This is a genomic window from Algoriphagus oliviformis (assembly GCF_017254915.1).
GTDB lineage: Bacteria > Bacteroidota > Bacteroidia > Cytophagales > Cyclobacteriaceae > Algoriphagus > Algoriphagus oliviformis.
Map to the genome: position 1 here is coordinate 76,249 of NZ_JAFKCT010000009.1, position 25,711 is coordinate 101,959.

Genomic DNA, 25,711 nt, shown 5'->3' on the forward strand with positions numbered 1-25,711 from the left:
GGATGGCTAGCAGGTTTTTCGGTCTGCTGTTCCTCTCCGCTTGCCTCTGCTGGGGCGCGCTGGCCCAGACGATTCCGGCTGGGTTTCCTGTTTTGGAGGAAGCTGCCAGACGGAGAAATCTGCTCGACGTAGATTACAAAAACTCCTCCTTTGCCCTGAGACCGGTGCGGATGTCGGCATTTCCGGCGCTTGACATGGCTGGAGGCGTAGACTCCGTATCTGGGAAGAGAAAGCATGCGGAGTTTAGGTTTTTGCCGCTGTTGAACACCACGGTGTACAATTCCAATCGACCCTATGGCTGGGGCAATTCGGCTATGCTCAACGGTGCCGGCTGGCAAAATCTGTTTTCGCCGGGGATTTTTGCGCGTTTGTTTTTCCTGGAAATCCAGCTGCGCCCGGAGTGGGTCAGAAGTGAAAATAAGAGCTTTAGGGGGTTTATGGGTGGTTTTTCGGACAGGATCAATTTCGCCAGATTTCGATATTGGAATTTCGGAGACAATCCCGAGTATTTTGGGGACGGCTATTCCAACTTCCTGACTCCTGGGCAATCCTACGTCTCCCTGCATCTGGCCAAGATAGAGGCGGGAGTGGGGACACAAAACATCTGGTGGGGGCCTGGCCAATTTACTTCCCTGATTTTTTCGAACAATGCCCGGGGTATGCCGCACGCCTTTTTGAGGACTTCGGCACCGGTCAACATTGGGATAGGACACCTGGAGGGCGAGATAATCGCCGGTCGGGCAGAGGACTCCGGATTGGATCCTACCCAAAACGAGGCGCTCAACCGGCGGTATTTTCGCGCGCCCTCCGGCGACTGGAGGTATGTGACCGGGTTTTCGTTTACCTATCAGCCGGCCTTCATGAAAAATCTGTTTGTCGGTGTCAACCGGACGTTTCAGCAATATGAAAGGAATGTAGAGAACAGCTTTAAGGGTCGCCTACCGATCTTTGAGGCATTTCAAAAGAAGAAGTTTTTTGAAAACGGACACTCAGTCGGCTACGACGGAGAGCAACAAGACCAGCAGGTTTCGGTATTCTTTAGGCTAAAAGCCCCCAAGGCCAAAGCCGAGCTATACGCCGAATACGGGAAGCACGATCACAGCTATAATTGGAGGGAATTTATTCTCAATCCAGAGCATGCTAGGGCGTACATGTTTGGGTTTACAAAACTCGTGGCGCTCCCTGGCAAAGACCAATACCTACAGTTTAGGGGAGAGGTCATCCAGCAATCCGAGTCGATCAATAGATACGTAAGGTATACTGAGCTGGGAATATTGAATACCAGCTGGCACACCCACTATCAGGTACGGGGCTTCACCAACTATGGCGAGGCAATGGGAACCGGAATAGGGGTGGGATCAGACGCTCAGATTTTGGAGGTGGCCAAGGTGACCAGCCACCAGAAGATCGGGGTGCTGCTCCAGCGGATAGTCAATCACAAGGATTTCTATTACTTGGCTGCGACCGAGAGACCGGACACAAAGCCATGGATCGACTACAGTATGGGATTGCTTTGGGATCGCCAATGGGGCGGTTTTGTCCTGAGCGCTGTCGTCCAATCGATTTACGGCACCAACTACCAATGGAGGGGAGGAGCCACCAGCAGTGTTGATTTCCCATCAGGAAACAACATATTCTCATTTTCCAGCCAGATTAACTTGGTTTACACTTTTAATCAATGATCGTCTGCTGGAAGGGTTTTTTAGTCTAATTCTGTTAGTTTTGCGCACCGAAACAAGTGAGTAATTTTGGTACTCATTTGTGCGGTGCCTTTTTCTTTACCTACTGTCATCCAGGGGGAAACGTAAAAGCAGTCCTTTTTAAACAACAAGCAAGCCAAGGCTAAGTCTTTGTGACTGAGGAGGCGAAGCTGTGTCAAAACCATTCAGATCAATTTATGACTAAACCACAAACCAGTCCCAAGATTGCGATCATCGGCCTCGGATATGTAGGGCTTCCCCTGGCCGTGGAGTTTGCCAAGAAGTTTCCCGTAGTCGGTTTCGATATCGACCAAAGGCGCATTGCCGACCTTCTGCTGGGCAGAGACCACACCCTGGAAGTGGAGGATGAGCTGCTCCAGTCTGTGGTGTCACCCACTCCTCCGACTGTGGGGGAAGCGGGGCTGTATCCGTCCTTTGATTCCGATTCTCTTGCCGACTGCCAGGTGTATATCGTCACCGTGCCGACTCCCACCGACAGGCACAACCGTCCCGTATTGACGCCGATGCTGAAAGCGTCCGAAAACATAGGGAGGTACCTGAAGAAGGGCGATGTGGTCATCTACGAATCGACCGTGTACCCGGGGGTTACCGAAGATGAATGCGTGCCTGTTCTGGAGCGGGTGTCCGGACTGAAGTTCAACGAGGACTTTTTTGCCGGCTACTCCCCAGAGCGGATCAACCCCGGGGACAAGGAACATACCGTCGCCAAAATCCTCAAGGTCACCTCCGGAAGTACGCCAGAAGTGGCAGAATACGTAGACCAGCTCTATCGTCAGGTGATCACTGCCGGCACCCACAAGGCCTCCTCGATCAAGGTCGCCGAAGCTGCCAAAGTCATCGAAAACTCCCAGCGTGACATCAACATCGCCTTTGTCAATGAGCTCTCCAAGATATTCAACCTCCTGGGGATAGACACCCACGAGGTGCTGGAAGCAGCTGGGACAAAGTGGAATTTCCTGAAGTTCAAACCCGGCTTGGTAGGCGGGCACTGCATCGGCGTAGACCCCTTTTACCTTGCGCAAAAGGCACAGGAAGTGGGCTATCATCCCGAAATAATCCTTGCCGGACGCCGCCTCAACGACAGCATGGGCAAGCATGTGGCCACCGAGGTGATCAAGCTCATGATGCGAAAAGACCTGAAGGTGATCGACTCAAAAGTCCTCATCCTGGGCTTTACCTTCAAGGAAGACTGTCCGGATGTGAGAAATACCCGCGTGATCGACATCTACAGCGAGCTGAGATCCTTTGACATGGACGTCGACGTCTATGACCCCTGGGCCAATCCAGCCGAAGTACAGCACGAATATGGGATCAAGATCATTTCCGGAGAAAAAGCCCCTGCTTTGTCAGACTACTCGGCCGTCATCTTGGCGGTTTCGCACAAGCAGTTTGGAAAGCTGACGATTGCCAAGTCGCCCAGCCAAGTCGTCTACGACGTGAAGGGCTTCCTCGACAAAAAGCTCGTTGACGCGAGATTGTAGGCGAGGAGTTGAAAAATTATCCCAAATTGGCGCACGTTCCATGCAAAAGACAAACACAAACATGATGAAGAAAATAGGATTTGTTTTCCTGTTAGCTCTGACCTCTTGTATTTCAAACAAGAAGTTGATCTATCTGCAAGACCAGGGAGCCCAGACCCAACCTGGCTATCAGGCGTCCGAGAGAGTCCCCTACCGCTACGAAGAATACGTCCTGCAAAAGTTTGACATTGTCGATATTGAGATCAAGACCTCGATTCCCGAACTCAACGCGCTGTTTGAAGTGTCCAAGGCCAGCTCTGGCAGCATGAGCATGGTGGGGGGAAGCGAAGGTGGGGGAGATGTCTTCTTCATGAACGGCTATACCATCGATGAGGAGGGCAATGTGGAGCTGCCTCTGATGGGCAAGGTGGAACTTCATGGAATGACCGCCGAGGCCGGCAAGGAAAAAATCGAGAGGGAGCTTGTCAAGTTTGTCAACGAAGGCAATTTTTTCGTCCGGGTAAGACTGGGAGGCATTCGCTTCAGCGCCCTTGGCGAATTCAACAACCCTGGCAAACTGACCATTCTCCAGAGTAGGGCGACCATTTTCGAGGCGATTGCGGCTGCAAATGACCTGAGCATCATGGCCAAGCGAGACGAAATCGTCTTGGTGAGACAGTATCCTGACGGATCGCAGATACACCGGATCAATCTGAACGACAAAAACCTCTTGGCATCGGACTACTACTTCATCAAGCCAAACGATATCCTGTACGCCGAACCGTACAAAATCCGGGAATTTGGCAACACTACCAACTTCATCCAGACCTTCACCCTGCTGACCACCTTGGTGACTGCCGTGGCTCTGGTGCTCACATTAGTCAACAACAATTAACATGAATTTTGACCAAAACGACGACGAGTTCGTCCAGTCGGAGGAGTCATCCTTTGACTTAAAATCATTTGTAGGAAAGCTATTCAGGATTTGGCCTTGGTTTATCGTGTCAGTGGGGGTCTCTCTGGCCATCGGGTTTTACTTGTCCAAGACCACGGAGCCGCTTTACAGGGTTAGTTCCAAGTTTTTCATCAAGGAAAAGGAGTCCGCGCTGGCACTTTTTGAAAATCCCGCGATCACAGACGTGGGAAACCTGGGCCTGCAAAACGAAACCATCATCCTCAAGTCCAAGCCTGTAGCCGCCTTGGCAATCAGCCAGTTGGATTTCGACGTGGAGTATTTCGTGGAAGGGACCTTCATAGACCAGGAAATCTACAAAAACACGCCAGTCCTGATTACCGTCGACTGGACCAATTCCCAGATCATCAATGGGCTGGTCACCTTGGAATGGGAAAACAACGAGCAGTTTTCCTTGGCCTTTGACGATAAGGGCTATACCCAATACCTATCGGACGGTTCCTATGTCGGGATGAAAAACATGCCCGAAAAGCAGACGTACAAATTCGGCGAATGGGTGGAAAATGGCCAGTTCCGAATCAAAGTCGACAAGATAGACCCAGATCCAGCGGGCTCCATCATGTACAAGCTGAGGGACCATAAGTCGCTCGCAAGGATCTATTCCAACCTACTCTCGGTAGAGCCTGTGGACAAAAACTCTTCGATTCTTGAGCTGGGCATCAATACCCCCAACGTGGCCAAGGGAGAGGTATATCTCAACGCGCTGATGGGATCCTACCTGAGACGTGAGCTGGACGACAAAAACGAAGTCTATACCAACACCATCACCTTCATCGACAATCAGGTGTCGGGCGTGGAGGATTCACTCAGCTACTTTGAGCGCGAGCTGGAAAACTTCCGATCCAAAAACAGAATCTACGACCTGAGTTCCGAGGGTACGGCGGTTTTTGAAAAATTGTCTGGACTGGAGACCCAGCTGAGGAATGAGGAGTTCAAAAGATCCTACTACCAAAGCCTGAGAGACTACCTCCTCCAAGGCAACTACAAGGAGCTCGTCGTCCCATCGGGAATCGGAATCGACGACCCCATCCTGAATGCGCTCATCGAAAACCTGCTGGCCTTGCAGGTGGACAAGTCGCGGGCGCTAGCCACCCAGACCGAGATGTCCCCGGCTGTGAAGGAGGTCAACCGAAAGATAGAAGATGCCAACAAGAGCATCCGTGAAATCCTCAAGAACGTGGACGCAAACTCTGCCCGTGTCATCCAAGACCTACAGGCGCAGATCAGGGAGATAGACGTGTCCTTCAGGGCCTTGCCTCAGACCGAGCAGAGCTTGATCCGGATCGAAAGACAGTTCAAACTCAACGAGAACCTCTATACCTTCCTGATGGAGAAGCGGGCCGAGGCGGCGATCACCAAGGCCTCAAATGCCGCCAGCAACAAAATCATCGAGCCTGCCGAAGGTGGGATGATGATCAAGCCCCAGCCCGTAAGAAACTACCTGGCCTCCTTTGTGCTGGGCATGTTGATTCCGGTTTTGCTGTTGTTTTTGAAAGAATTTTTCAGGACCAAGATAGAAGATGTCAAATACCTGGAGAGCCGACTGAAGATGCCGATTCTCTCCACCATCTTGTTTAATCGTACAGACGATAGCCTGGTGGTGCTGAAACACGGGAAGTCGGGACTTTCGGAGGGTTTCAGATCTCTTCGTGCCAACCTCAAGTTTGCGGTGCCAAACGAGGATCAGATCACCATCATGGTCACCTCCACCATTTCCGGAGAGGGAAAGACCTTCTGCGCGATCAACCTGGCCTCCGTGTATTCGCTCACGGGCAAGCGGACTATCCTGGTGGGCTGTGATATGCGAAAGCCCAAGATTTTCCCGGATTTCTCCATCCCCAACGACCAAGGACTTTCCACCTACCTGAGTGGACAGGAGAAGGATTGGAAAAAAGTGGTAAAGCGATCCGGCTACGACAACTTTGACATTCTGGTGTCTGGGCCGATTCCTCCCAACCCAGCGGAGCTGCTGTTCAACGACCGCTTCAATACCTTGATGCAGGAGCTGAAGGAAAACTATGACGTCATCATCCTGGATACTCCGCCGGTTGGCTTGGTCAGCGAGACCCTGGATCTGCTCTCCAAGGTGGACGTGACGGTCTTTGTCTTCAGACAGAATTACTCACAGCGTTCTTTTATCGACGGAATCAATGGTCTCAAGATCAGCAAGGGCATCAAGAACATCTACTCGGTGTTTAACGGAGTGGATGGGAAGAAAGTGACCTACGGCTATGGCTACACCTATGGCTATGGCTATGGCTACTACGATGACGACAAAAAGAAGTCAAGCTAAGATCATGAAGAAGGCTTTTATCATAGCCGAAGTCGCGCAGGCGCACGAAGGAAGTCTGGGGATAGCCCACTCCTACATCGATGCTTTGGCTGAGACTGGGGTGGACGCGGTGAAGTTCCAGACCCACATCGCAGAGGCCGAGAGCAGTAGCTTCGAGCAGTTTCGGGTGAAATTCAGCTATGAGGACAATACTCGCTATGACTACTGGAAGCGCATGGAGTTTTCTCCGGCGCAGTGGGCGGAGCTGAAAAAGCACTGCGACGAGGCCGGTGTCGAGTTTATTTCTTCTCCCTTTAGCTGTGAAGCGGTGGATCTGCTGGAGGATATCGGCGTGAAGCGCTACAAGGTAGGCTCTGGGGAAATCACCAACCACTTGCTCCTGGACAAGCTTGGGCGCATCGGAAAGCCGGTGATCCTATCCTCCGGGATGAGCGACTACGCGGAGCTGGGTGATGCGTTGGCGTTTATGGAAGGTTTCGGGACCGAGGTCTCGCTTTTGCAATGTACTACGGCCTATCCTACGCTGCCGGCCCAGTGGGGGCTGACGGAAATCCCGAAGCTGAGGGAGCGTTTTCAGATTCCGGTAGGCTATTCTGACCATTCGGGTAGGATAGAGTCCAGCGTGGCAGCCTTCACTCTTGGCGCTTCAATTTTGGAATTTCACGCCGTGTTTGACAAAAGGATGTTTGGCCCGGACGCCAAGGCTTCCCTGGAAATCGACCAAGTGGCGGAACTGGTAAGCTCCGTGCGAAACCTTGAGGAGGCCTTTGCCTCTTCCCATTCCAAAGATGACGTCGCTGGCTTTGCGCCTTTGAAGACCATGTTTGGAAAGTCGCTGGCGGTCAACAAGGATCTGCCTGTGGGGCATAGGGTAACAGTAGCGGATTTGGAATCGAAGAAACCTGGAGACAGGGGGATATCGGCCAGACTTTTTCAAACCGTCCTCGGCAAGGAGCTGAAGAGGGCAAAAACCAAATGGGACTTTTTGGAGGAATCGGATTTTTGATCTTTTTCTCAAGCAAACAACTATGAAAAGGAAAGTAGCGGTAGTAATCACAGCCAGACCAAGCTATAGTCGGATCAAGACCGCCCTGTACGCCATCAAAAACCACCCGGAACTGGAGCTGCAGATCATTGTGGCGGCTTCGGCGCTTTTGGAGCGCTATGGGTCGGCGGTCAACTACATCGAGCAGGACGGCTTTGAGATAGCGGCAAGGGTGTTCAATGTATTGGAGGGCGAAAACCTTACCGCCGCGGCCAAGACCACCGGCATAGGGATATTGGAACTCAGTACGGTCTTTGACAATCTCAAGCCGGACGTGGTCGTGACTATCGCAGACCGCTTTGAGACGATGGCCACCGCCATCTCGGCTGCGTACATGAATATCCCCTTGGTACACATCCAGGGAGGGGAAGTGACTGGCAACATCGACGAGAAGGTGAGGCATGCTATCACCAAGCTTGCGGATTACCATTTTGTGGCCTCCAAGGATGCCTATGAGCGGGTGCTCAAGCTGGGAGAGTCGCCGGAGTCGGTATTCAATACCGGCTGCCCATCCATCGATCTCGCACAGATGGTCTTGGATGAGCCGAGCCTGGATTTTGACCCCTATCAGAAATACGGCGGGGTCGGTTTTAGCCCAGATTTGAGCAAGGGATACCTGGTGGTGATGCAGCATCCCGTGACTACAGAATACACCCAATCGCGAAACCATATCAACGAAACCCTGCAGGCGGTCAATGGCATAGACTTGCCAGTGCTTTGGTTTTGGCCCAATGTGGATGCGGGTGCCGATGGGACTTCCTCAGGCATCCGAGCGTTTCGGGAGAAAAACAAACCTGAACAGATCCATTTCTTCAAAAACATGGAAGGCCGGGATTTTCTGAAGGTCTTGTTGGCTTCCAAGTGCCTGATCGGCAATTCCAGCGTGGGAATCCGGGAGTGCTCGTTTTTGGGAGTGCCGGTGATCAACATCGGAACCAGACAAAACAAGCGGGAGCGTGGCCACAACATCATCGATGTGGGCTATGATCGCCAGGAGATAGCCAAGGCCATTGATTTTTGGCTCTCCAATCCCCGACCGGCCCAGTCGCACGTGTACGGGGGCGGCAGAGCCGGAGAAGAAATCGCACAGTTGCTCAGCAAGGTGGAGCTGAAGTTTTCAAAGACTATTTCCTACTAGATGCTGATAGCGGTCAATTTTCACTACATCCGCGAGGAGTCGAACTATCCTTTTTCGGCTATCCATGGATTGAGTGCAGCTCAGTTTAAGAGCCAGATCCAGAGCCTGGGCAAAGAGGGGACTTTTGTGTCCCAGGATGATATCCGCCGTTTTTTGGCCCATGAGTCCGAACTACCCGAGCGCAGCATACTGGTCACCTTTGACGATGGATTGCGAGAGCAATACGAGATAGCCTATCCTATCCTGCAGGAGCTGGGGGTTCCGGCGGTTTTTTACGTCAATCCTCTGAATATCCAGGAAGGAAAAATTTCAAACGTTCACCAGGTTCATCTGCTCAGGTCGTTTGTGTCCACGGCGGACATGCTGGATGGATTGGGTAAGCTCGACCTGCCGCTACAGCTGACGGATGCGGAGCGGCAGACTGCGGTCAGTCACTACAACTATGACTCCGCCGAGGAGGCGGTCTTGAAATACATCCTGAACTTCAAGATGGATTTCCACACCAAGGACGAGGTCGTAAACCGGCTTTTTGAGGAGACTTTCAGCGCGGAGGAGACGAAGCGTTTTCATGAGGCCTTCTACATGACCGACCACATGCTCCGGGGTCTGTCGGAGGACGGCTGCTTGGGCTCACACACCTATAGCCATCAGCCTTTGGGGCTGCTGTCTCCGGAGGAGCTGGATGCTGAATTTGAGAAGTCTCGTGCTTTTTTTGAATCCAAAGGCTTGGCAATGCCCCGCACCGTAAGCTACCCTTATGGCAGCAGGGCTAGTTGCGCACAGCCGGTTTTGGATAAGGCAAAGGAGTTCGACTTTGAATTTGGATTTACCATGGAGCGCGCCGGGAATATCCAAATCCGTGAAAACGCGTTGAATTTAGCCCGTTTTGATTGCAATGATGTGATCGGCGGGAAGTCCAACCTCTTTGAGGAGGGGCGGATGTTTGACCAGATTCCCGTAGCCTCTTGGGAGTTTTCGGGCTGTAGCGCCTAATACCAAAGGGATGGGCTTAGGCCCATTTACTGTTTTTGTCAAAGTTGAAAATACTCGGAATCATACCTGCCCGCAGCGGCTCAAAAGGCATACCTGGTAAAAACACCAAGTTGCTCAACGGCCTGCCCCTGATCGGATACGTGGCCCGCGACGCCAAAGAATCCCTGCTGCTCGACTCGGTGATTGTCAGTACCGACAGTGCGGAGATCGGGAGGATTGCCGAAGGGCTCGGCCTGGATTTTCCCTTCTTGAGACCAGACGAGATCTCCGGTGACAAGTCGCCTTCCATTGATTTCGTAAAACACGCCATCCTGGCGCTGGCCGAGCAGGGCAAGCACTATGACGCGATATGCCTTCTCCAGCCGACCAGCCCCTTCAAACCAAAAGGGTTCATAGATGCCTGCATCCGCCGATTTGTCGATGGAGACTTCGATTCCCTGGTTTCGGTATTGGAGGTTCCGCATGAGTTTAATCCCCACTGGGTTTTTGAGGAATCTGCCGATGGCTTGCTCAAGATTGCGACCGGGGAAGAACAACTGATCCCCAGACGTCAGGATTTGCCCAAGGCCTATTACCGGGACGGGTCGGTGTATTTGGCCAAGACGGACTTGATCCTGAAAGAAAGCAGACTGGTGGGAGGGAAGCTCGGCTACGTGCTTTCCGACGAGTCGTTTTATTGCAACCTGGACACCATGAAAGACTGGTATCTGGCCGAGGAAAAAGTAAAAAGCCTGTAACATGTGCGGAATCTCCGGAATAGTGGGCCCAATGAGTGACTATGCCGTCCCAGTGGGACAGATGGTACAGGCACAGCGCCACCGGGGGCCGGACGCGCATGCGGTGTACTGCGATGCGCAGGTCGGCCTGGGACACAACAGGCTCTCGATTATCGACCTGCATGAGACCGCAAACCAGCCTTTTCACAGCAGCTGCGGCCGCTATGTGATGGTGTTCAACGGAGAGATCTACAACTATCGGGAACTCAAATCCCGATTGTTTGGCCATCCATTCAGAACAAACTCTGATACCGAAGTCCTGGTGGAGCTCTACTCGAAGTACGGCACCGAGATGCTGGAATGGCTGAATGGAATGTTCGCCTTTGCCATATGGGACAAAAGCGAGCGCCGGCTGTTTTGCGCCAGAGACCGATTTGGGGTAAAGCCCTTCTACTACGCCATCCACCAAGGGAGCCTCTATTTTGCAAGCGAGATCAAGGCGCTACATGCGGCAGGGGTAGAAAAAAACATCGACCAAACCGTGCTCGCTGATTACATCGCCAAGGGCTCCTACGGCATGCCGGATGAGAGCTTTTGGAGTGGGATCAAGCAGCTGCCTGGCGGATGCACGCTGAGCTTTGAGCCGTCCAGAGGCCAGGTGGAGCTGAAGTCCTACTATGATTTTGTCTCCCGTGTCCAGCACACGGCGCAGCTGCACAGCGAGGCCGAGCTGAAAGCGGCCTACCATCCCCTGCTTCACGATGCGGTATCCCTTCGTTTTGTGGCGGATGTACCCGTCGGCTTCAACCTGAGCGGAGGGCTGGATTCCTCCCTGTTGCTGGCTTTCGTCAACGCTGCCAATCCAGACAAGGGAGAGCAGATCGAGGCCTTTACCTTTTACACCGGCGATCCCAACTACGACGAGCTGCCCTGGGTGGAACTCTTGCTGGAGCAGGAGAAAAATCCTCTAAATCGCGTGAAACTTTCCGTGGATGAGCTTCCACGACTGGCAGAGGAGGTAGCGAAGTTCCAAGACGAGCCTTTCGGGGGATTTCCCACGATCGCCTATTCCGGGATATTTCGGCAGGCGAGGGAAAAAGGCGTCAAAGTCCTCTTGGACGGGCAGGGCATGGACGAAGCTTGGGCAGGATATGACTACTACCGTTCTCCCGCTTCGCAAAGTTTGGTTCAGGGCACGAAAAGTCCCCTTACCCGCCCGGCAGTCTTTGAGGCTGACTTTCTCGGCGCCGGACGCAATGTGTCTTATCCCAAGCCTTTTGACTCGGAGCTGCTCAATCTCCAGTACCGCGACATATTCTACACCAAGATACCCCGGGCACTCCGCTTCAACGACCGCGTGAGCATGCAGCACTCGGTGGAGCTGAGGGAGCCATTTCTTGACTACCGTTTGGTGGAGTTTGGCTTTGCGCAGGAGCAAAAATGGAAAATCAGGAATCAGGAGGGGAAATGGTATCTCCGCCAGTTTGCGCAGGAGGTAGTGCCCAAGCGGCTTTCCCTGGCCCCCAAGCGCCCGCTGCAGACTCCCCAGCGGGAATGGCTCCGAGGTGAGCTGAGAGACTGGGCCGACTCCCACATCCAGCAGCTGGCGCAGCGTGACTTCATCCGGGGAAGCGAATTGTCCAAAGAGTGGGAGGCCTACCAAAAGGGCCTCTCTGACAACAGCTTCTACGTGTGGCAGTGGATTAATCTGAACATCATTTTGAATACGAATAACTAGAATGGAATCAAGCAATTCTTCCCAGGACTGGGATTTGGTAATCGAGAGCAAGAGTTCCCTCTTTGACCTGAAGCTCTATGATCTCTGGAGGTACCGGGATCTGCTTCGGATGTTTGTGAAGCGGGATTTCGTCAGCTTCTACAAGCAGACCATCTTGGGACCATTGTGGTTCTTTATACAGCCGATCTTCACCACGCTGGTGTATGTATTCGTGTTTGGCAACCTGGCGGGGATCTCCACGGACGGTCTGCCCCAGTTTTTGTTCTATCTCTCGGGGATCACCGCCTGGAACTACTTTGCGGACTGCATCACCAAGACCAGCACAGTATTCAAGGACAATGCGAATATCTTTGGGAAGGTCTATTTCCCGCGTCTTATCCTGCCGTTGAGCATCGTGGTGAGCAACCTGGTCCGCTTTGGCGTACAGCTGATCCTCTTCTTCTCGATGATGGTTTATTTCTACCTGGATGGCGCAGACATCCAAGTCACCTATGTCGCCTTGCTGTTTCCGGTATTGGTATTGTTGATGGCTTTTCTGGGCCTTGGGATAGGCTTGATCATCACCGCGATGACCACCAAATACCGGGATCTTTCTTTTCTGGTGACCTTTGGGGTTCAGCTGCTCATGTATGCCACCACCGTGATCTACCCGCTGAGCTCGGCTCCAGAGCAATACCGGGGATTTATCGAGATGAACCCGATGACACCGATCATCGAGTCATTCCGCTATGCGTTTCTCGGCGCAGGGGAGTTTAGCTGGAACAACCTGCTCTATACCACCCTCGTCACCCTGGTGGTCTTCATCCTCGGACTGGTGATATTCAACAAAACCGAACGAACCTTCGTCGACACGATCTGATCATGGGCAAGACAGCTATAAAAGTAGAAAACCTCTCCAAAATCTATCGCTTGGGCGAAATCGGAACCGGTACCGTCAGCAGGGACTTGGAGAGATGGTTTAGGATGAACGTGCTAAACCAGGACGATCCCTTCCTCCAAATCGGCCAAACCAACGACCGCGCCACCAAAGGCGACTCCAACGTAGTGTACAGTCTTCAAGACTTGAATTTTGACATCCAAGCCGGAGACGCGGTGGGGATCATCGGCAAAAACGGAGCCGGCAAAAGCACCCTGCTCAAGATCTTGTCCCGAGTGACAGCGCCCAGCGTGGGCAGTGTGAAGGTGAAAGGAAGGGTGGCCAGCTTGCTGGAAGTGGGGACTGGCTTTCACCCTGAGCTGACCGGAAAGGAGAATATCTATCTCAACGGGGCGATTTTGGGAATGACCAAGAAGGAGATCACCCGCAAGCTGGACGAGATCATCGACTTCAGCGGCGTGGAGCGCTACGTGGACACACCGGTCAAGCGCTATTCCAGCGGCATGTATGTCCGCTTGGCATTTGCCGTCGCAGCACACTTGGAGAGCGAAATCCTGATCGTTGATGAGGTGTTGGCTGTGGGAGATGCGGAGTTTCAGCGAAAATGCCTGGGCAAGATGGGCGAGGTCAGCAAAAACGAAGGCCGCACCATCCTCTTTGTCAGCCACAACATGAATGCGGTAAACAACCTTTGCAAAAAAGGGATAGTCCTGTCCAACGGCACCATGGCCTATCAGGGAAATGCGGAAAGCTCCGTCCACTACTACCTCAACAACAACCAAAACAGCAAAGGGGCGGATCTGAAACACAAAGAAGTGAGTATCACCGCCCTCACCATCAATTCCCGCTTTGGGGATGTCAACACGGTCGAGGCTTTTGAGCGATTTCAGCTGACCATTGAGTTTGAAATCGAAAAAGGCGAGATGCAGGACTTGTACCTGGGTGTGTTCTTCAAGGACGCGTATGGATCCCGGATCAGCTCCATTTCCAATTGGCTCAACTCCCAGGACTTCAAGGCAGCGAAGAAAAACAAAATCACTGTGGACTTGACCCACGGGGTTTCTTTCCGGGAAGGAAACTACTCTGTGGATTTGGAATTCTTCATCCCCAACAAGGTGTATTTCGAAAACGCCCTGAGTTTTGAAGTGATCAACTCTTCCACCACGGGCTACAAGAAGGAATTCAAAAGCGAGTACGGCAACGTGTACGTTCCCAACAAGATCATCCACGAGGTATGAGAATCCTCTTTTTTTCCTCAGTCTGCAAAAGCCTGGAGATCTTCCAAGTCGCCTCGGAAAGCTACCTGAAGCTAAATCGGGAGGGCTTTGAGCTCGACTATTTGTTTCTCGACGACAATCGGGACCCGAGGACGAAAGAGTACCTGGCCAAGTTGGTCGCAGAGCGGGAAGACGCCTCCTTTTTGGATTTCCAAATGGATACCCAGACGGAATATACCAACCACGACTGGGACAGCAAGAAGATCGACCGCATCATCGCAATCAAGAACGCGGCAATCCGGGAAGCCCTCAGTGGAGGGTACGACTACCTGTTTTTGGTGGACTCCGACCTGGTGCTGCATCCCGATACCTTGGCCAGCTTGGTGGAGGCCGGAAAGGATTTCATATTCAGTATATTCTGGACCAAATTTCGGGAGGATTCCCCCTATACGCCAAACGCATGGGATTTTCATTCCTGGAACTACCATTCCGAAGACTCCTACTATCGGCTCAAGGAGCCTGGCGTGTTCGAAGTGGGGGGAGGAGGAGCCTGTACGCTGCTCTCCCGAGAGCTCCTCGAAAAAGGACTGAACTTCAACCGGCTCAGCAGCATGAATTTCCAGGGGGAGGATCGGCATTTCTGTACCCGGGCGCAAGCCTTGGGCTATGGGCTGTTTGTCGACTCCAGGCTGCCATGCTACCATATTTTTCAGGATGAAATGGCCCCCGAGGCAGCCGCGTGGTATGCGCAGGGAGCGAGAAGGGATTTTTTTGACCGCTGGCTGGACGCACAGTGGAGACAGGAGGTTAAGAGGCGATTTGAATATGATCCCCGTTTTTCCGTGCGGGTGAAAAAGTTCTTGTACGAGGTCCGCAATTCCTTTTCCAACCATTTTTTGGCCTAAGCCAAGAGATGGGCAGTAGACGGCTTCGTCAAAAAAACAAATAGCTAAAATGCACAACCAAAAAGTAATCCTGGTTTTTGGTACTCGACCAGAAGCGATCAAGATGGCCCCTTTGGCCTTGAAGTTCAAGGACAATCCGGCCATTGACCTGAAGATCTGCATCACTGCACAGCATCGCCACATGCTGGACCAGGTGATGGAGTTTTTTGGGCTCCAGGCAGACTACGACCTGGATCTGATGAAGGCCAACCAGTCACTCAATCAGCTGGCTTCCAGAATACTGTCAGCTTTTGACGAGGTGCTGGAGCGGGAGCAGCCGGATTGGATCTTTGTCCATGGCGACACCACTACCAGCTCCATGTGCGCCTTGGCGGCGTTTCATCGCCGGGTGAGGATTGCCCACGTCGAGGCTGGACTCCGGACCTACATCAAGGATTCTCCTTTTCCGGAGGAGATCAACCGTCAGATGACCGGCAAGATCACCGATCTGCACTTTGCGCCTACGACCTCATCCCGAGACAACCTCCAGCGGGAGGGAGTGGAGGAGCAGGACATTCTCGTCACTGGAAATACCGTCATCGACGCCCTGCATCTGGCGGTACAAAAGCTCCAGTCAGGCTATGAAGACGATGAAATCGCCCAGCTGAAATCGGTCATCACCGCTGGCAAGAAGGTCATCACCGTGACAGGACATCGCAGGGAAAACTTCGGTGGTGGCTTTGAGCGGATCTGCGAAGCGATCAAAAAGCTGTCGGCCATCGAGGACGTGCAGGTGATCTTTCCCGTACACCTCAATCCCAACGTCCAGCAGCCTGTCAACGACCTGCTTTCCGGCATTGCCAATATACACCTGATCAGTCCCTTGGCTTATCCTGCCTTTGTGTACCTGATGCAGGCATCCCATATCATCCTCACCGATTCCGGTGGAGTGCAGGAGGAGGCGCCCTCGCTGGGCAAGCCGGTGCTGGTCATGCGCGAAAACACCGAGCGTCCGGAGGCCGTGGAAGCGGGAACGGTGAAGTTGGTGGGGACGGATCCCGAGAAGATCTATTCCGAAGTGGCCGCTTTGATCCAAAATCCGGAAAATTACCAGCGCATGTCCTCCGCATACAATCCCTATGGCGACGGCCAGGCGGTCGAGCGGATCAACCAGCTCTTTGTCGGATGAGAATAGCCGTCATCGCCGAGTCGATCAATGTCAACGACAGCAGTGGATCCAAGGTCAACGTAGAGCTGATCAAAAACCTGGCGAAAATATGCGAGCAGGTGACGGTGTACCACTACACCCAGCGGGACATCCAGCTCGCCGGGATTCCCTGCATCAGTATCCGGGAAAGGAAGCTGTCCCTAAACTACGTCCTGAGCAGGTCCCAGCGGTACTTTACCAAGTTTACCGGGATTTCGCTCCATCGTCCTTTGGAGAGCCTGTTTGGGTTTTCGTTTACCTTCTTCAGCGACACGCGGAGTATCCGGGCGGTTTTGCCTGAGATAGTCCAGGGAGACTATGACTCGGTGATCACGCTGAGCAAAGGCTCCAGCTTTAGACCCCACTATGCGCTGCTGAAGTTTCCGGAGCTGCATGGCAAGTGGCTGGCCTATATCCACGATCCTTACCCCTTCCATTTCTATCCAAGGCCTTTTACCCAGGTGTTGCCCGGCTATAGGCAAAAGGAGGAGTTTTTCAGGGAGCTTTCAAAAGTTGCCCGCTACGTAGGCTTTCCCAGTAAGCTGCTGTCTGAGTGGATGGGTTCCTTTTTCCCGGAGATGGTCGGCAAATCCGTCATCATTCCCCACCAGATCAGCGAGTTTGATCCCAACGAGCGCCTGGACCTTCCCGGATGGTCATCCGGCAATTTCAACCTGCTGCACGCCGGCAACTTGCTCAAGGAGCGCCCGGTGGATAGTTTGATTTTGGCCTTCCAACGCTTTCTGAAGCAGCATCCCGAGGCCAAAGCCCACGCAAGGCTGTTTTTCGTAGGTCCGGCCCAGCACCATGAAGCAAAACTCAGGGACTATTGCAGCCAGATCGAGGAGCTGACGGTGATTACCGATTTCATCCGCTTTGAGCATGCGCTATATCTCCAAAAGGAAGCCACCGTCAACGTGATCGTGGAGTCCAAGTCCGAGATCAGTCCCTTCCTTCCGGGCAAATTTCCCCATTGCGTCTTGGCCGATAAGCCTATTCTGCTGATGTCTCCCCTATATTCGGAGACCAGAAGGCTGCTGGGCAAGGACTATCCCTATGTGGCTGAGTCTGATGACGTCGAGGGCCTAAGCCAAGTCATCGCCGAGCTCTATTCCCAATGGGTAAAAGAAAAGAATTTGAAATTAAACCGTCCCGACCTGAAGGACTACGTGGGAGTAGACCACCTCAGGCAGGTCATGGCCAGTATCGCGTAGTAGATGAGTACAAAAAAAGTTCTGATTCTGATCCCCGATGGTGTGGGGCTGAGAAATTTCGCCTTCAGCAATTTTGTGAAGCGGGCCGAGGAAGCTGGATTGGAAATCGTGTATTGGAACAATTCCAGCTTTGGGCTGGCGGACATAGGGCTGACGGAAGTCAAAACACCCAAACCCCGACCTCACTTCCTCACCGATATCGTCAAACGCGTCAAGATCGAAAACTACATCGACTGGTATGCCGAGGAGTTTGAAGACCAGGCTTTCCACGACTATAAGTTTAACGCAGGCAAGCCGTCCAGCGCAAAAGACCGGGTCAAAGCCGCGTTTTTCAGTTTCTTCAAGATGTACCTGGCCGGGGATCGCAGGAAGCAATCCCAGCCGCTGATCAATGTCCTGGAGCGTAGAACCGCTTACTTTCGCGACTGCGTGGCCCAGCTCCAGCAGCTCAAGCCAGACTATGTCTTTTGCTCCAACCAGCGGCCGATCACGGCCGTGGCGCCCATCGAGGCGGCCAAGTCGCTCGGAATCCCTACAGGCACGTTCATTTTTTCTTGGGACAACCTGCCCAAGGCCACCATGGTGATCGATCCTGACCACTATTTTGTGTGGAGTGACTATATGAAAAAGGAGCTGACCAAATACAATCCCGAGATCGCTCCAGAGCGGATCACGGTGACGGGTACGCCCCAGTTTGAAATCTACAGGGATGAAGCGCTGCTTGCCAACAAGGAGCAATTCTCCGAGCGCCACCAGCTCAAACCTGGAGTGAGGTACATCTGCTTTTCCGGGGATGACCACACCACCAGCCCCTATGATGAGTACTACCTCCGGGACTTGGCGGAGTCCGTCCGCGAGATCAACGAAGAGGCGGGAGTGGAGCGATTCGGAATTCTGTTCAGAAGATGCCCGGTGGACAAAAGCCGCCGGTACGACCCTGTGCTGGACGAGTTTAGCGACCTGATCCGCGCGGCAGACCCCAAGTGGGAAGCCGCTGGGGAGGTTTGGAATCAAATCATGCCCATGCCCGCAGACCAAGAGATGCTGGTCAATACCGTCTACCATACCGATATCGTCTTCAATGTCGGCTCATCGATGGTCTTTGATTTTTACGCTTTGGGCAAGCCATGCTGCTACTTCAACTATGATCCGGCGGAGGCGGGGGGCGGGCGCTGGAGCGTCAAGACACTGAACAACTTCATCCATTTTCGCTCACGTCCCAGCGAGGACGCCGTATTTTGGATCAACGACAAAAAAGAGATCAAGGCGCGTATACTGGAATATTTTGCCCAGCCCAGCTCCTGGAATGAGCAGGCGACCAAGGCCTGGTATGAGCTGGTCATCCACCAGCCTATCGACCGGGCATCCCGAAATATCTGCTCCAAAATCAGGGAATTGGCTTGAGGCAGGAGCAGACCCCTACGATGAAGACCGTCGCCTTCCTCACCCCGGAGTATCCCCTGCCCAGCATGGGCTATACCGGAGGCATAGGAACGAGCATTAAAAACCTGGCCGATTTCTATGGAAGTCAAGGGCTCCGGGTTTTTATTTTTGTTTATGGCCAGCGGGAAGATAGGGTAGAGGAGCGCGAGGCCAAGACCTTCGTGTTTATCAGGCAGGTCTATGCCGGGAGCATAGGCTGGCTGGTGAACCGCTTCAGGATTCAGCGGGTGGTCAATCGCTGGGTCGCCAAAGCCGGGATAGAATTGATAGAGGTTCCCGATTGGACGGGGATTTCGGCGTTTATCCGTTTTGACTGCCCGACGGTACTGAAGCTTCACGGCTCAGACACCTTTTTTTGCCATCTGGAGGGGCGGCAGGTCAAGTCGAGAAACCGCTGGTTTGAAAAGACCGCTTTCAAAAGTGCAGACCATATCGTGGCAGTCAGCGATTTCGTGGGGCGAAAGTCCTGCGAGCTGTTTGGAACCCGGCGCAGCTACGAGGTGATCCACAACGGGATCCACTTGGATGCCTTGGAGCCTCAGACGGCCGGTTCACAGTCTGGTGCCAAAACGGTCTTTTACTTTGGAAGCCTGATCCGAAAAAAGGGCGTGCTGGAGATTCCCGCGATCTATAACCTCGTCCATCAGCAACACCCCAATGTGCGTCTTGTACTGGCTGGCAACGACGCCTTTGATATCCATACAGGATCGGGCTCCACCTGGGAACTGATGAAGCAGGCATTCAGCACCGAGGCTTTTCCCTCGGTGGAATACTTGGGACTGGTCAAGCATGGGCAGATCCGACGACTGATCCAGCAGGCGGATGTCTGTATTTTTCCGTCCTATGCCGAGGCCTTTCCGGTCTCATGGCTGGAGGCGATGGCTCAGGGCAAAGCGCTGGTGTGTAGTGATATAGGCTGGTCTCCGGAGGTCATTCTGGGAGAGGAAGTCGGCTTTACCGCCCATCCTGCTGATCATCGCGCTTACGCCGCGCATGTCGTCAATTTGTTGGAAAATGACCAACTGAGGGAGAAAATGGGCAAGTCCGCCCTTGCCTCTGTGCAGGCAAATTTCTCGATCGAACAAGTGGGGAGGCAGCATTTGGATCTCCTCAGTCAGAAAATCAAAAAAAGAAGATGAAAATCTCCCTCGTCATCTGCACCTACATGCGTCCGGATGCGATCATGGATCTGCTGGAGTCTGTGAAGCCGCAGCGACTACAGCCCCACGAAATCATCATCGTGGACGGGTCGACCAATGAGGAAACCAAGCGTGCCGTTTCGGGTTTTTCTTGCGAAGTGCCGGTTCATTACCATCTGGTGGAGCCCGGGCACAGAGGGCTCACCCGACAGCGGAATTTCGGCACGGCCCGGGTAGCCGCAGAGTCGGAGATCGTGGCCTTTCTGGATGACGACGTGGTACTTCACCCCCAGTATTTTGAGGAAATAGCCAAGACCTTCGCAGCGCACCCCGAGGCAATAGGAGTAGGGGGACTGGATGTCAGGGAAAACGGCTACTTCAAGCTGCAGCCCGGGCAGGAGGTTTCGAGGTTTTCGCACTATGTTTTTGACGGCTATGCGACCCCGGATTCGCTTCGGTTTAAGATCAGAAAGCTGTTTGGCTTGATGCCCGATTTGCCTCCGGATATCATTCCCGCCTATTCCCACGGTCGCAGCGGGCACCCGCCGAGCGGGAAGACGTATGAGGTAGAGCACCTGATCGGACTGAGCATGGCCTATAGGAAGTCGCTCTTTGGGCACATCCGGTTTTCTCCTTATTTCGAAGGCTACGGCCTGTACGAGGATTTTGACTTTTCCCTGCGGTCTTTGGCCTATGGCAAGCTGTACGTCAACACCAAAGCCACCCTGGAGCACTATCACGTGGCTCCCGGCCGCCCCAATTTCTACAAGTATGGCCAGATGGTCGTCACCAACGGATGGTATGTATGGAGACTTCGGTTTCCCAAAACCCGCCTTGCGGATACCCTGAAGTGGCACCTGACCTGTCTCCTCCTCACCCATATCCGACTGCTCATCGTGGTCAAAGGCCCCCACCGAGGAGATGCGGTGCGGGACTACCTGGGTCGGATGAAGGCTTGGTTTGTGCTTTGGTTCAAAAAGCCCCGGGTCGTACTATGAGGTTTTTGGTGGTTTCGCACGCGGCGCATTTTGCAAGGGAGGGAAAGTGGTATTCCTACGGACCTCTGGTCAAGGAGATGGTACTCTGGGAAAAGTGCGTGGATCAGATGGAGATCTTTGCTCCGGTAGTCCCGTCCAATGAGGATGCCATCAACCTGCCTTACCGCGCTGACAGTACCTTTGTGAACGAGTCGCCTTCCCTGGACTTTACAAGCCTTGGCGAAGCAGCCAAGAGCGCCGTCAAGCTTCCCTGGATTGTGGTAAAGATGTGGGTGGCCATGTGGTTCGCCGATCACATCCACCTGAGATGCCCCGGCAATCTGGCCTTGGTCGGCTGCCTGCTGCAGGTTTTTTTCCCTTGGAAAAAGAAAACCGTGAAATATGCGGGCAACTGGGATGCGAAAAGCGCCCAGCCCAAGACCTACAAGCTGCAGCAGTGGATCATCAACCAGCCCTGGCTGAGCCGCAACATGACCGTGCTGGTCTATGGCGACTGGGCCCACAGTTCCAGCAATGTCCGTCCCTTTTTCACGGCTAGCTACCAGGAGGCGGACTTTGCTCCTGTGGAAAAATCGCCCGTCTCCGAAGGGATCAAACTGGTCTATGTCGGGGGACTGGTGAGCGGAAAAAACCCAATGATGTCCTTGCAGGCGTTGAAGCTGCTGGTGGACGCGGGACACGATGCCCGTTTGGTGTTTTGTGGGGAGGGGGCCGAGCGAAAGGCCCTCGAAGCCTTCGTCGCATTGCATGGACTGGATTCGCGGGTGCTGCTGCGTGGCAACGTGAGTGCACAGGAGGTGAAGCAGGAGCTGGTCGAAGCCCATTTTTTGGTGTTCCTGTCCGACTCTGAGGGGTGGCCCAAGGTCGTCGCCGAGGCGATGAGCTGGTCCTGTATCCCCATCACGACTGCCGTCAGCTGCGTACCCGAGATGGTCGGTCGTGGCAGACGCGGCGTATTGGTGGACAAAGAGCCGACTCAGATCGTGGAGGCTATCCTCGCTATCAATCGGCACCCGCAAAAGCTCCGGCAAATGCAAGAGGAGGCTCGCGACTGGGCGAGGCAGTTCACCCTGGAGCGCTTTGCGGCCGAAATCGAAAAACTGGTATGAGGATACTGCAGCTGATCGATTCCCTGGACACCGGTGGAGCGGAGATGATGGCGGTGAATATTTCAAATGCCCTGCACGAAGACGGGAATCCCGTGATCCTCTGTGCTTCCCGCAGGGGCGGGGCTTTGCTCAACCGCAAGCACAAACAGGTACCCTACATTTGTCTAAACAAGGCGAATTCACTCGATTTCAGGGCCTTGTTTCGATTGGTCGCCCTCGCAAAACGGGAAAACATAGAGCTGATCCATGCGCACTCGAGTTCGGTATTTTGGGCTTTGTTTGTCAAGTTGGCGCTCTTTGGCCGAGTCCAAGTGCTCTGGCACGACCATTTCGGAAATCGTGTCCACGAAAAGGCCAACGTATTTATGGTGCTGTGTTCCTACCTGCTCGACTATGCGATCTGCGTCAACGAAGAGCTAAAGAACTGGTCTCTGGCCCATATGAAAATCCCACAAGACCATATCGCCCAGATCAATAACTTCCCTGCGCTGACCATCAGCAGAAAGAGCGGGTTGGAGACCATGGACAGTCCGAAGATCGTCTATTTGGCGAGTTTCAGGGAACCAAAAAACCACCTCAATGCCATCCAGGCATTTCAAAAATACCTGCAGCTGGGAAATCCAAACGCCCAGCTGATCTTGGCAGGTAAATACCACCAAAACACCTATTACCAACAAGTGACAGACTACATCCAAAGTCAAGGACTGTCTGGGAAAGTCCAGCTGACCGGCAATGTCGAGGATGTGGGCCTTCTCTTGTCCGAAATGCACATCGGGATTATCTCCTCTGATTTCGAAGGACTTCCGGTGAGTCTGTTGGAGTATGGCTTGGCAGCTCTGCCTGTGGTAGTCACCGAGGTGGGGGAGTGTCCCAAAGTCCTGGACTACGGCAGGTTTGGCAAAATCGTCGAGAAGGGCAATCCACTGCAGCTGGCCGAGGCCTTGCATGACTTGGTGGGCAACTGGGAGCAGGCCATCGCTACGGGGAGAGAGTTCAGGTCACACGTTGACGAAAATTACGGAACCCGTAACTTTCTCTCCACTTACTATCACCTGATAAAGGGCAATCGATGATCAAGCAAATCGCCTCGGTCAAATACCTCAATTTTTGGATTGTTTTCCATATCCTCCTGGGCGTGGCGACTACCGTCACCCCTTGGGCGCTGATCGGGTGGTACTATCTGGTTTTTGTTTTTTCGATCCCTCTGCTGCTAAACAAATCCAAGTACAACGGCTCGGTGAGCTACCTGCTGGTGTACCTGGTCTCCTTTGAAGTGTTTTCCAGGATGGTGAAGGCGACGCCTTTCATCAGCTATGAGCAGAGCAAATACATGACGTTTTTCCTGACTTCATTTGGGCTGCTCCATGGCGCCAACCGGATGGGCAAAGAGGGCCTGCTGATGGTGGTGTTGCTTTTTCCGGCCCTGTTCTACGACTTTTCGGGGATGGTATCAGTTCCCTACATCATCTTCGACGTGCTCGGGCCGATCAACCTGGGGCTTTGCATTTGGTTTTTCTCCAACCAGCGCTTTACTCCTTCGGGGTTTCTGGCACTTATCCGCCTGATGGTGTTTCCGATCATTTCGGCCCTGTTTTTCACGTTCATCAAGACTCCGGATTTCGATTCCATCGAGTTTGACCTCGGTGCCAATTTTGAGACCACCGGAGGCTTTGGCTCGAATCAGGTGTCGGTACTCTTTGGCCTGGGGATATTCCTGATGTTTATCTTCATCATTTTCAAATGGCGCTTTTCCGGCAATTTCTGGATTGACTCCTTTTTTCTCTTGGGATTTGCGTTCCAGGGCTTGTTGAGTTTTTCCCGTGGAGGCGTGATCGGGGGAGCAATAGGCATCCTGGGGCTGTTGTTTGTGCTGAAGCGGAACTCGGGGAAGATCAAGGATCTGGCAAACATCCCGAAAGTGGGCAGGTATCTGGTGCCTGCGATCCTGATCCTCATGGTCACCTTCGTCGTGGTAAACAATATCACCGGGGGCCTGCTCATGCTGAGGTACAGCGGGGAGACCGCCGGTACGATGGCTGGAGCAAAAGAGCGCTCTCTGGACACCTTTACGTCTTACCGCGCCGGGATCGCCTTGGAAGACCTGGAGATTTTCATGGAGAATCCCATTTTGGGAACGGGTGCGGCGTCTTCCAGATACCTGAGGGAGGAGCATTTTGGCACTGCCCCGCACATTGAGCTGAGCAGGCTGTTTGCCGAGCATGGCATGTTTGGCATCGCGTACTTCGTGGTCGTGGCGATGGTGTTTTTTGGCCTTTTCCGCAAAAAGGCCAATATCAAAGTCAAAAGTGTCCTGCTAGCCTTTGCCATGGTGGCGGTATATACCACCTTCCATGCGGCGACTCGGACCTACATCACCCCCTTGTTGTTTGGACTGGCGATGATCACCGTCACTACGCCCCGTAGGCGCAAGCTTGCGGACTCCAGCGATGGGCCCATCAAAACTCTGCCTACTAAAAAATAACCGGTTTTGGTCGAATGAAAATCTTGTTTTTGGGAGAAACCTACCGGGCGGATGCGATCACCTGGATGAGAGGGGTGGAGCAAAATGCCGGTGTCAAGCTGCAAACGCTGGAGGTCGCCCCGTCGCCCGTGCGCTGGAAGCGCGTGGCAAACCTTGGCCTGTTCTTTTTCAGCATCATCCAAATCAATCGGCAGCAGTGGGACTTGGTATTGGCGGAGCGGGCCACCAGCTATGGTTTTTTTTCCCTGTTTGTCAGGGCCAAAGTGAGAATAGTGGCGCAGCAGGGCATCACGGATGCCTTTCCCTTGGAGGGATTTGCGGTGCATATCAAAAGATGGCTGCAGCGAAGAGTCTATAGAAATGTCGACCTGATCCACGCTTGGGGACATGTGATGGTGCCTGCCATGCTCAACTCCGGGGCAGATCCGTCCAAAATCACAGTGCTGCCCAAGGGGATAGACCTGAATCGCTTCCATGGGCAGAAGCGCAAAGTGGAGAGCCCGCAGGGCAAGGTCATCGGGATAGTGACCCGCTCGCTATATCCCGAGTATCGCCACGAAGACATCCTCATGGCTATGGCGGAGGTGAGAAAAACCTTCCCGAATGTGGAGGTTTGGATCGTGGGAGATGGCGTGTTGAAAGCGGCATTGGAAAGGAAGTCCCAGGACTTGGGACTGGAGGAAAACCTGAAGTTTTTGGGCCGGATACCCAACGATGAACTCCCCGATCTGCTCGCCCAGAGTGATTTTTACCTTTCCGTACCCATTTCGGAGGGTGTCTCCGCCTCCCTGTTTGAGGCGATGGCCAGCGGCTGTTTTCCGATCGTGTCGGAGCTGCCGGCTTACAAGGCTTTTCTGAAAGACGGGCAAAACGGCCTCCTCGTGCCGGTTTGCGACAGCCAGGCTCTGGCCAAGGCGGTGCTACGCTATCTCGCTGACCCCGGGCGCTATGAGCCGGGAGTAATACAAAACAGGAAGTACATCGAGCAGCACGTGGACTTCCACCAAAACATGAAAGCGCTATATGGCCGGTATCTCGCCGAGCTGTCTAACAAATAAAATATT

Annotated in this window: 21 protein-coding genes; all 21 read left to right on the forward strand. The window is 53.4% G+C overall.

Annotated elements, in window-relative coordinates; genetic code table 11:
- The first annotated feature begins 2 nt into the window (after positions 1-2).
- Positions 3-1,682, forward strand: a complete 1,680-nt coding sequence (locus J0A68_RS18185; RefSeq protein ID WP_206579665.1) for a capsule assembly Wzi family protein — start codon at positions 3-5, stop codon at positions 1,680-1,682.
- A 215-nt stretch (positions 1,683-1,897) separates the two neighbouring features.
- The gene (locus J0A68_RS18190) at positions 1,898-3,202 is read left to right on the forward strand and encodes a nucleotide sugar dehydrogenase (protein WP_206579666.1); all 1,305 of its coding nucleotides are present in this window, start codon (positions 1,898-1,900) and stop codon (positions 3,200-3,202) included.
- Between the two features lie 61 nt (positions 3,203-3,263).
- Positions 3,264-4,076 carry a polysaccharide biosynthesis/export family protein gene (locus tag J0A68_RS18195; RefSeq protein WP_236025661.1) on the forward strand — a complete coding sequence of 271 codons (813 nt, stop codon included), beginning with the start codon at positions 3,264-3,266 and terminating at the stop codon, positions 4,074-4,076.
- A gap of 1 nt (position 4,077) precedes the next feature.
- Positions 4,078-6,447 carry a GumC family protein gene (locus tag J0A68_RS18200; protein ID WP_206579667.1) on the forward strand — a complete coding sequence of 790 codons (2,370 nt, stop codon included), beginning with the start codon at positions 4,078-4,080 and terminating at the stop codon, positions 6,445-6,447.
- Positions 6,448-6,451: 4 nt separating this feature from the next.
- Complete coding sequence (locus J0A68_RS18205; RefSeq protein ID WP_206579668.1) at positions 6,452-7,453, forward strand: N-acetylneuraminate synthase family protein; 1,002 nt, start codon at positions 6,452-6,454, stop codon at positions 7,451-7,453.
- A 22-nt stretch (positions 7,454-7,475) separates the two neighbouring features.
- Positions 7,476-8,630 carry a UDP-N-acetylglucosamine 2-epimerase gene (neuC, locus tag J0A68_RS18210; protein ID WP_206579669.1) on the forward strand — a complete coding sequence of 385 codons (1,155 nt, stop codon included), beginning with the start codon at positions 7,476-7,478 and terminating at the stop codon, positions 8,628-8,630.
- Positions 8,631-9,623 (forward strand): polysaccharide deacetylase family protein, encoded by a 993-nt coding sequence (locus J0A68_RS18215; protein WP_206579670.1) that lies wholly within the window; start codon positions 8,631-8,633, stop codon positions 9,621-9,623.
- A gap of 35 nt (positions 9,624-9,658) precedes the next feature.
- Positions 9,659-10,360: an acylneuraminate cytidylyltransferase family protein gene (locus tag J0A68_RS18220; protein WP_236025662.1), complete on the forward strand. Its 702-nt coding sequence runs from the start codon at positions 9,659-9,661 to the stop codon at positions 10,358-10,360.
- A gap of 1 nt (position 10,361) precedes the next feature.
- On the forward strand, positions 10,362-12,077 hold the full coding sequence (asnB, locus tag J0A68_RS18225) for an asparagine synthase (glutamine-hydrolyzing) (protein ID WP_206579671.1): 1,716 nt from the start codon (positions 10,362-10,364) through the stop codon (positions 12,075-12,077).
- A 1-nt stretch (position 12,078) separates the two neighbouring features.
- Positions 12,079-12,936: an ABC transporter permease gene (locus J0A68_RS18230; RefSeq protein WP_206579672.1), complete on the forward strand. Its 858-nt coding sequence runs from the start codon at positions 12,079-12,081 to the stop codon at positions 12,934-12,936.
- A gap of 2 nt (positions 12,937-12,938) precedes the next feature.
- The gene (locus tag J0A68_RS18235) at positions 12,939-14,192 is read left to right on the forward strand and encodes an ABC transporter ATP-binding protein (RefSeq protein WP_206579673.1); all 1,254 of its coding nucleotides are present in this window, start codon (positions 12,939-12,941) and stop codon (positions 14,190-14,192) included.
- Positions 14,189-15,076, forward strand: a complete 888-nt coding sequence (locus J0A68_RS18240) for a glycosyltransferase family 2 protein (RefSeq protein ID WP_206579674.1) — start codon at positions 14,189-14,191, stop codon at positions 15,074-15,076. Before J0A68_RS18235 ends, J0A68_RS18240 begins: the two co-directional genes overlap by 4 nt.
- Positions 15,077-15,125: 49 nt before the next feature.
- The gene (wecB, locus tag J0A68_RS18245; protein WP_206579675.1) at positions 15,126-16,244 is read left to right on the forward strand and encodes a non-hydrolyzing UDP-N-acetylglucosamine 2-epimerase; all 1,119 of its coding nucleotides are present in this window, start codon (positions 15,126-15,128) and stop codon (positions 16,242-16,244) included.
- Positions 16,241-17,476 carry a glycosyltransferase family protein gene (locus tag J0A68_RS18250; RefSeq protein WP_206579676.1) on the forward strand — a complete coding sequence of 412 codons (1,236 nt, stop codon included), beginning with the start codon at positions 16,241-16,243 and terminating at the stop codon, positions 17,474-17,476. Before wecB ends, J0A68_RS18250 begins: the two co-directional genes overlap by 4 nt.
- A 3-nt stretch (positions 17,477-17,479) precedes the next feature.
- Complete coding sequence (locus J0A68_RS18255; protein WP_206579677.1) at positions 17,480-18,880, forward strand: hypothetical protein; 1,401 nt, start codon at positions 17,480-17,482, stop codon at positions 18,878-18,880.
- Positions 18,877-20,058 carry a glycosyltransferase family 4 protein gene (locus tag J0A68_RS18260; protein ID WP_206579678.1) on the forward strand — a complete coding sequence of 394 codons (1,182 nt, stop codon included), beginning with the start codon at positions 18,877-18,879 and terminating at the stop codon, positions 20,056-20,058. The genes J0A68_RS18255 and J0A68_RS18260 overlap by 4 nt, the downstream gene beginning before the upstream one ends.
- The gene (locus tag J0A68_RS18265; RefSeq protein ID WP_206579679.1) at positions 20,055-21,056 is read left to right on the forward strand and encodes a glycosyltransferase family 2 protein; all 1,002 of its coding nucleotides are present in this window, start codon (positions 20,055-20,057) and stop codon (positions 21,054-21,056) included. The genes J0A68_RS18260 and J0A68_RS18265 overlap by 4 nt, the downstream gene beginning before the upstream one ends.
- A complete protein-coding gene (locus tag J0A68_RS18270) occupies positions 21,053-22,165 on the forward strand; it encodes a glycosyltransferase family 4 protein (RefSeq protein WP_206579680.1) in 1,113 nt (370 codons plus the stop codon). Before J0A68_RS18265 ends, J0A68_RS18270 begins: the two co-directional genes overlap by 4 nt.
- Positions 22,162-23,238, forward strand: coding sequence for a glycosyltransferase (locus tag J0A68_RS18275; RefSeq protein ID WP_206579681.1), 1,077 nt, complete (start codon positions 22,162-22,164; stop codon positions 23,236-23,238). Before J0A68_RS18270 ends, J0A68_RS18275 begins: the two co-directional genes overlap by 4 nt.
- Positions 23,235-24,647 carry an O-antigen ligase family protein gene (locus J0A68_RS18280; protein WP_206579682.1) on the forward strand — a complete coding sequence of 471 codons (1,413 nt, stop codon included), beginning with the start codon at positions 23,235-23,237 and terminating at the stop codon, positions 24,645-24,647. Before J0A68_RS18275 ends, J0A68_RS18280 begins: the two co-directional genes overlap by 4 nt.
- A 14-nt stretch (positions 24,648-24,661) precedes the next feature.
- Positions 24,662-25,705: a glycosyltransferase gene (locus tag J0A68_RS18285; RefSeq protein ID WP_206579683.1), complete on the forward strand. Its 1,044-nt coding sequence runs from the start codon at positions 24,662-24,664 to the stop codon at positions 25,703-25,705.
- The last annotated feature ends 6 nt before the right edge of the window (positions 25,706-25,711 follow it).

Excerpts from the sequence above, each read along its gene's own strand:
- J0A68_RS18235 (WP_206579673.1), top strand. The coding sequence starts at position 12,939 with ATGGGCAAGACAGCTATAAAAGTAGAAAACCTCTCCAAAATCTATCGC.
- J0A68_RS18280 (WP_206579682.1), top strand. The coding sequence starts at position 23,235 with ATGATCAAGCAAATCGCCTCGGTCAAATACCTCAATTTTTGGATTGTT.
- J0A68_RS18185 (WP_206579665.1), top strand. The coding sequence starts at position 3 with ATGGCTAGCAGGTTTTTCGGTCTGCTGTTCCTCTCCGCTTGCCTCTGC.
- J0A68_RS18255 (WP_206579677.1), top strand. The coding sequence starts at position 17,480 with ATGAGTACAAAAAAAGTTCTGATTCTGATCCCCGATGGTGTGGGGCTG.
- J0A68_RS18215 (WP_206579670.1), top strand. The coding sequence starts at position 8,631 with ATGCTGATAGCGGTCAATTTTCACTACATCCGCGAGGAGTCGAACTAT.
- wecB (WP_206579675.1), top strand. The coding sequence starts at position 15,126 with ATGCACAACCAAAAAGTAATCCTGGTTTTTGGTACTCGACCAGAAGCG.
- J0A68_RS18265 (WP_206579679.1), top strand. The coding sequence starts at position 20,055 with ATGAAAATCTCCCTCGTCATCTGCACCTACATGCGTCCGGATGCGATC.
- neuC (WP_206579669.1), top strand. The coding sequence starts at position 7,476 with ATGAAAAGGAAAGTAGCGGTAGTAATCACAGCCAGACCAAGCTATAGT.
- J0A68_RS18285 (WP_206579683.1), top strand. The coding sequence starts at position 24,662 with ATGAAAATCTTGTTTTTGGGAGAAACCTACCGGGCGGATGCGATCACC.
- J0A68_RS18240 (WP_206579674.1), top strand. The coding sequence starts at position 14,189 with ATGAGAATCCTCTTTTTTTCCTCAGTCTGCAAAAGCCTGGAGATCTTC.
- J0A68_RS18270 (WP_206579680.1), top strand. The coding sequence starts at position 21,053 with ATGAGGTTTTTGGTGGTTTCGCACGCGGCGCATTTTGCAAGGGAGGGA.
- J0A68_RS18200 (WP_206579667.1), top strand. The coding sequence starts at position 4,078 with ATGAATTTTGACCAAAACGACGACGAGTTCGTCCAGTCGGAGGAGTCA.
- asnB (WP_206579671.1), top strand. The coding sequence starts at position 10,362 with ATGTGCGGAATCTCCGGAATAGTGGGCCCAATGAGTGACTATGCCGTC.
- J0A68_RS18190 (WP_206579666.1), top strand. The coding sequence starts at position 1,898 with ATGACTAAACCACAAACCAGTCCCAAGATTGCGATCATCGGCCTCGGA.
- J0A68_RS18195 (WP_236025661.1), top strand. The coding sequence starts at position 3,264 with ATGATGAAGAAAATAGGATTTGTTTTCCTGTTAGCTCTGACCTCTTGT.
- J0A68_RS18275 (WP_206579681.1), top strand. The coding sequence starts at position 22,162 with ATGAGGATACTGCAGCTGATCGATTCCCTGGACACCGGTGGAGCGGAG.
- J0A68_RS18250 (WP_206579676.1), top strand. The coding sequence starts at position 16,241 with ATGAGAATAGCCGTCATCGCCGAGTCGATCAATGTCAACGACAGCAGT.
- J0A68_RS18230 (WP_206579672.1), top strand. The coding sequence starts at position 12,079 with ATGGAATCAAGCAATTCTTCCCAGGACTGGGATTTGGTAATCGAGAGC.
- J0A68_RS18205 (WP_206579668.1), top strand. The coding sequence starts at position 6,452 with ATGAAGAAGGCTTTTATCATAGCCGAAGTCGCGCAGGCGCACGAAGGA.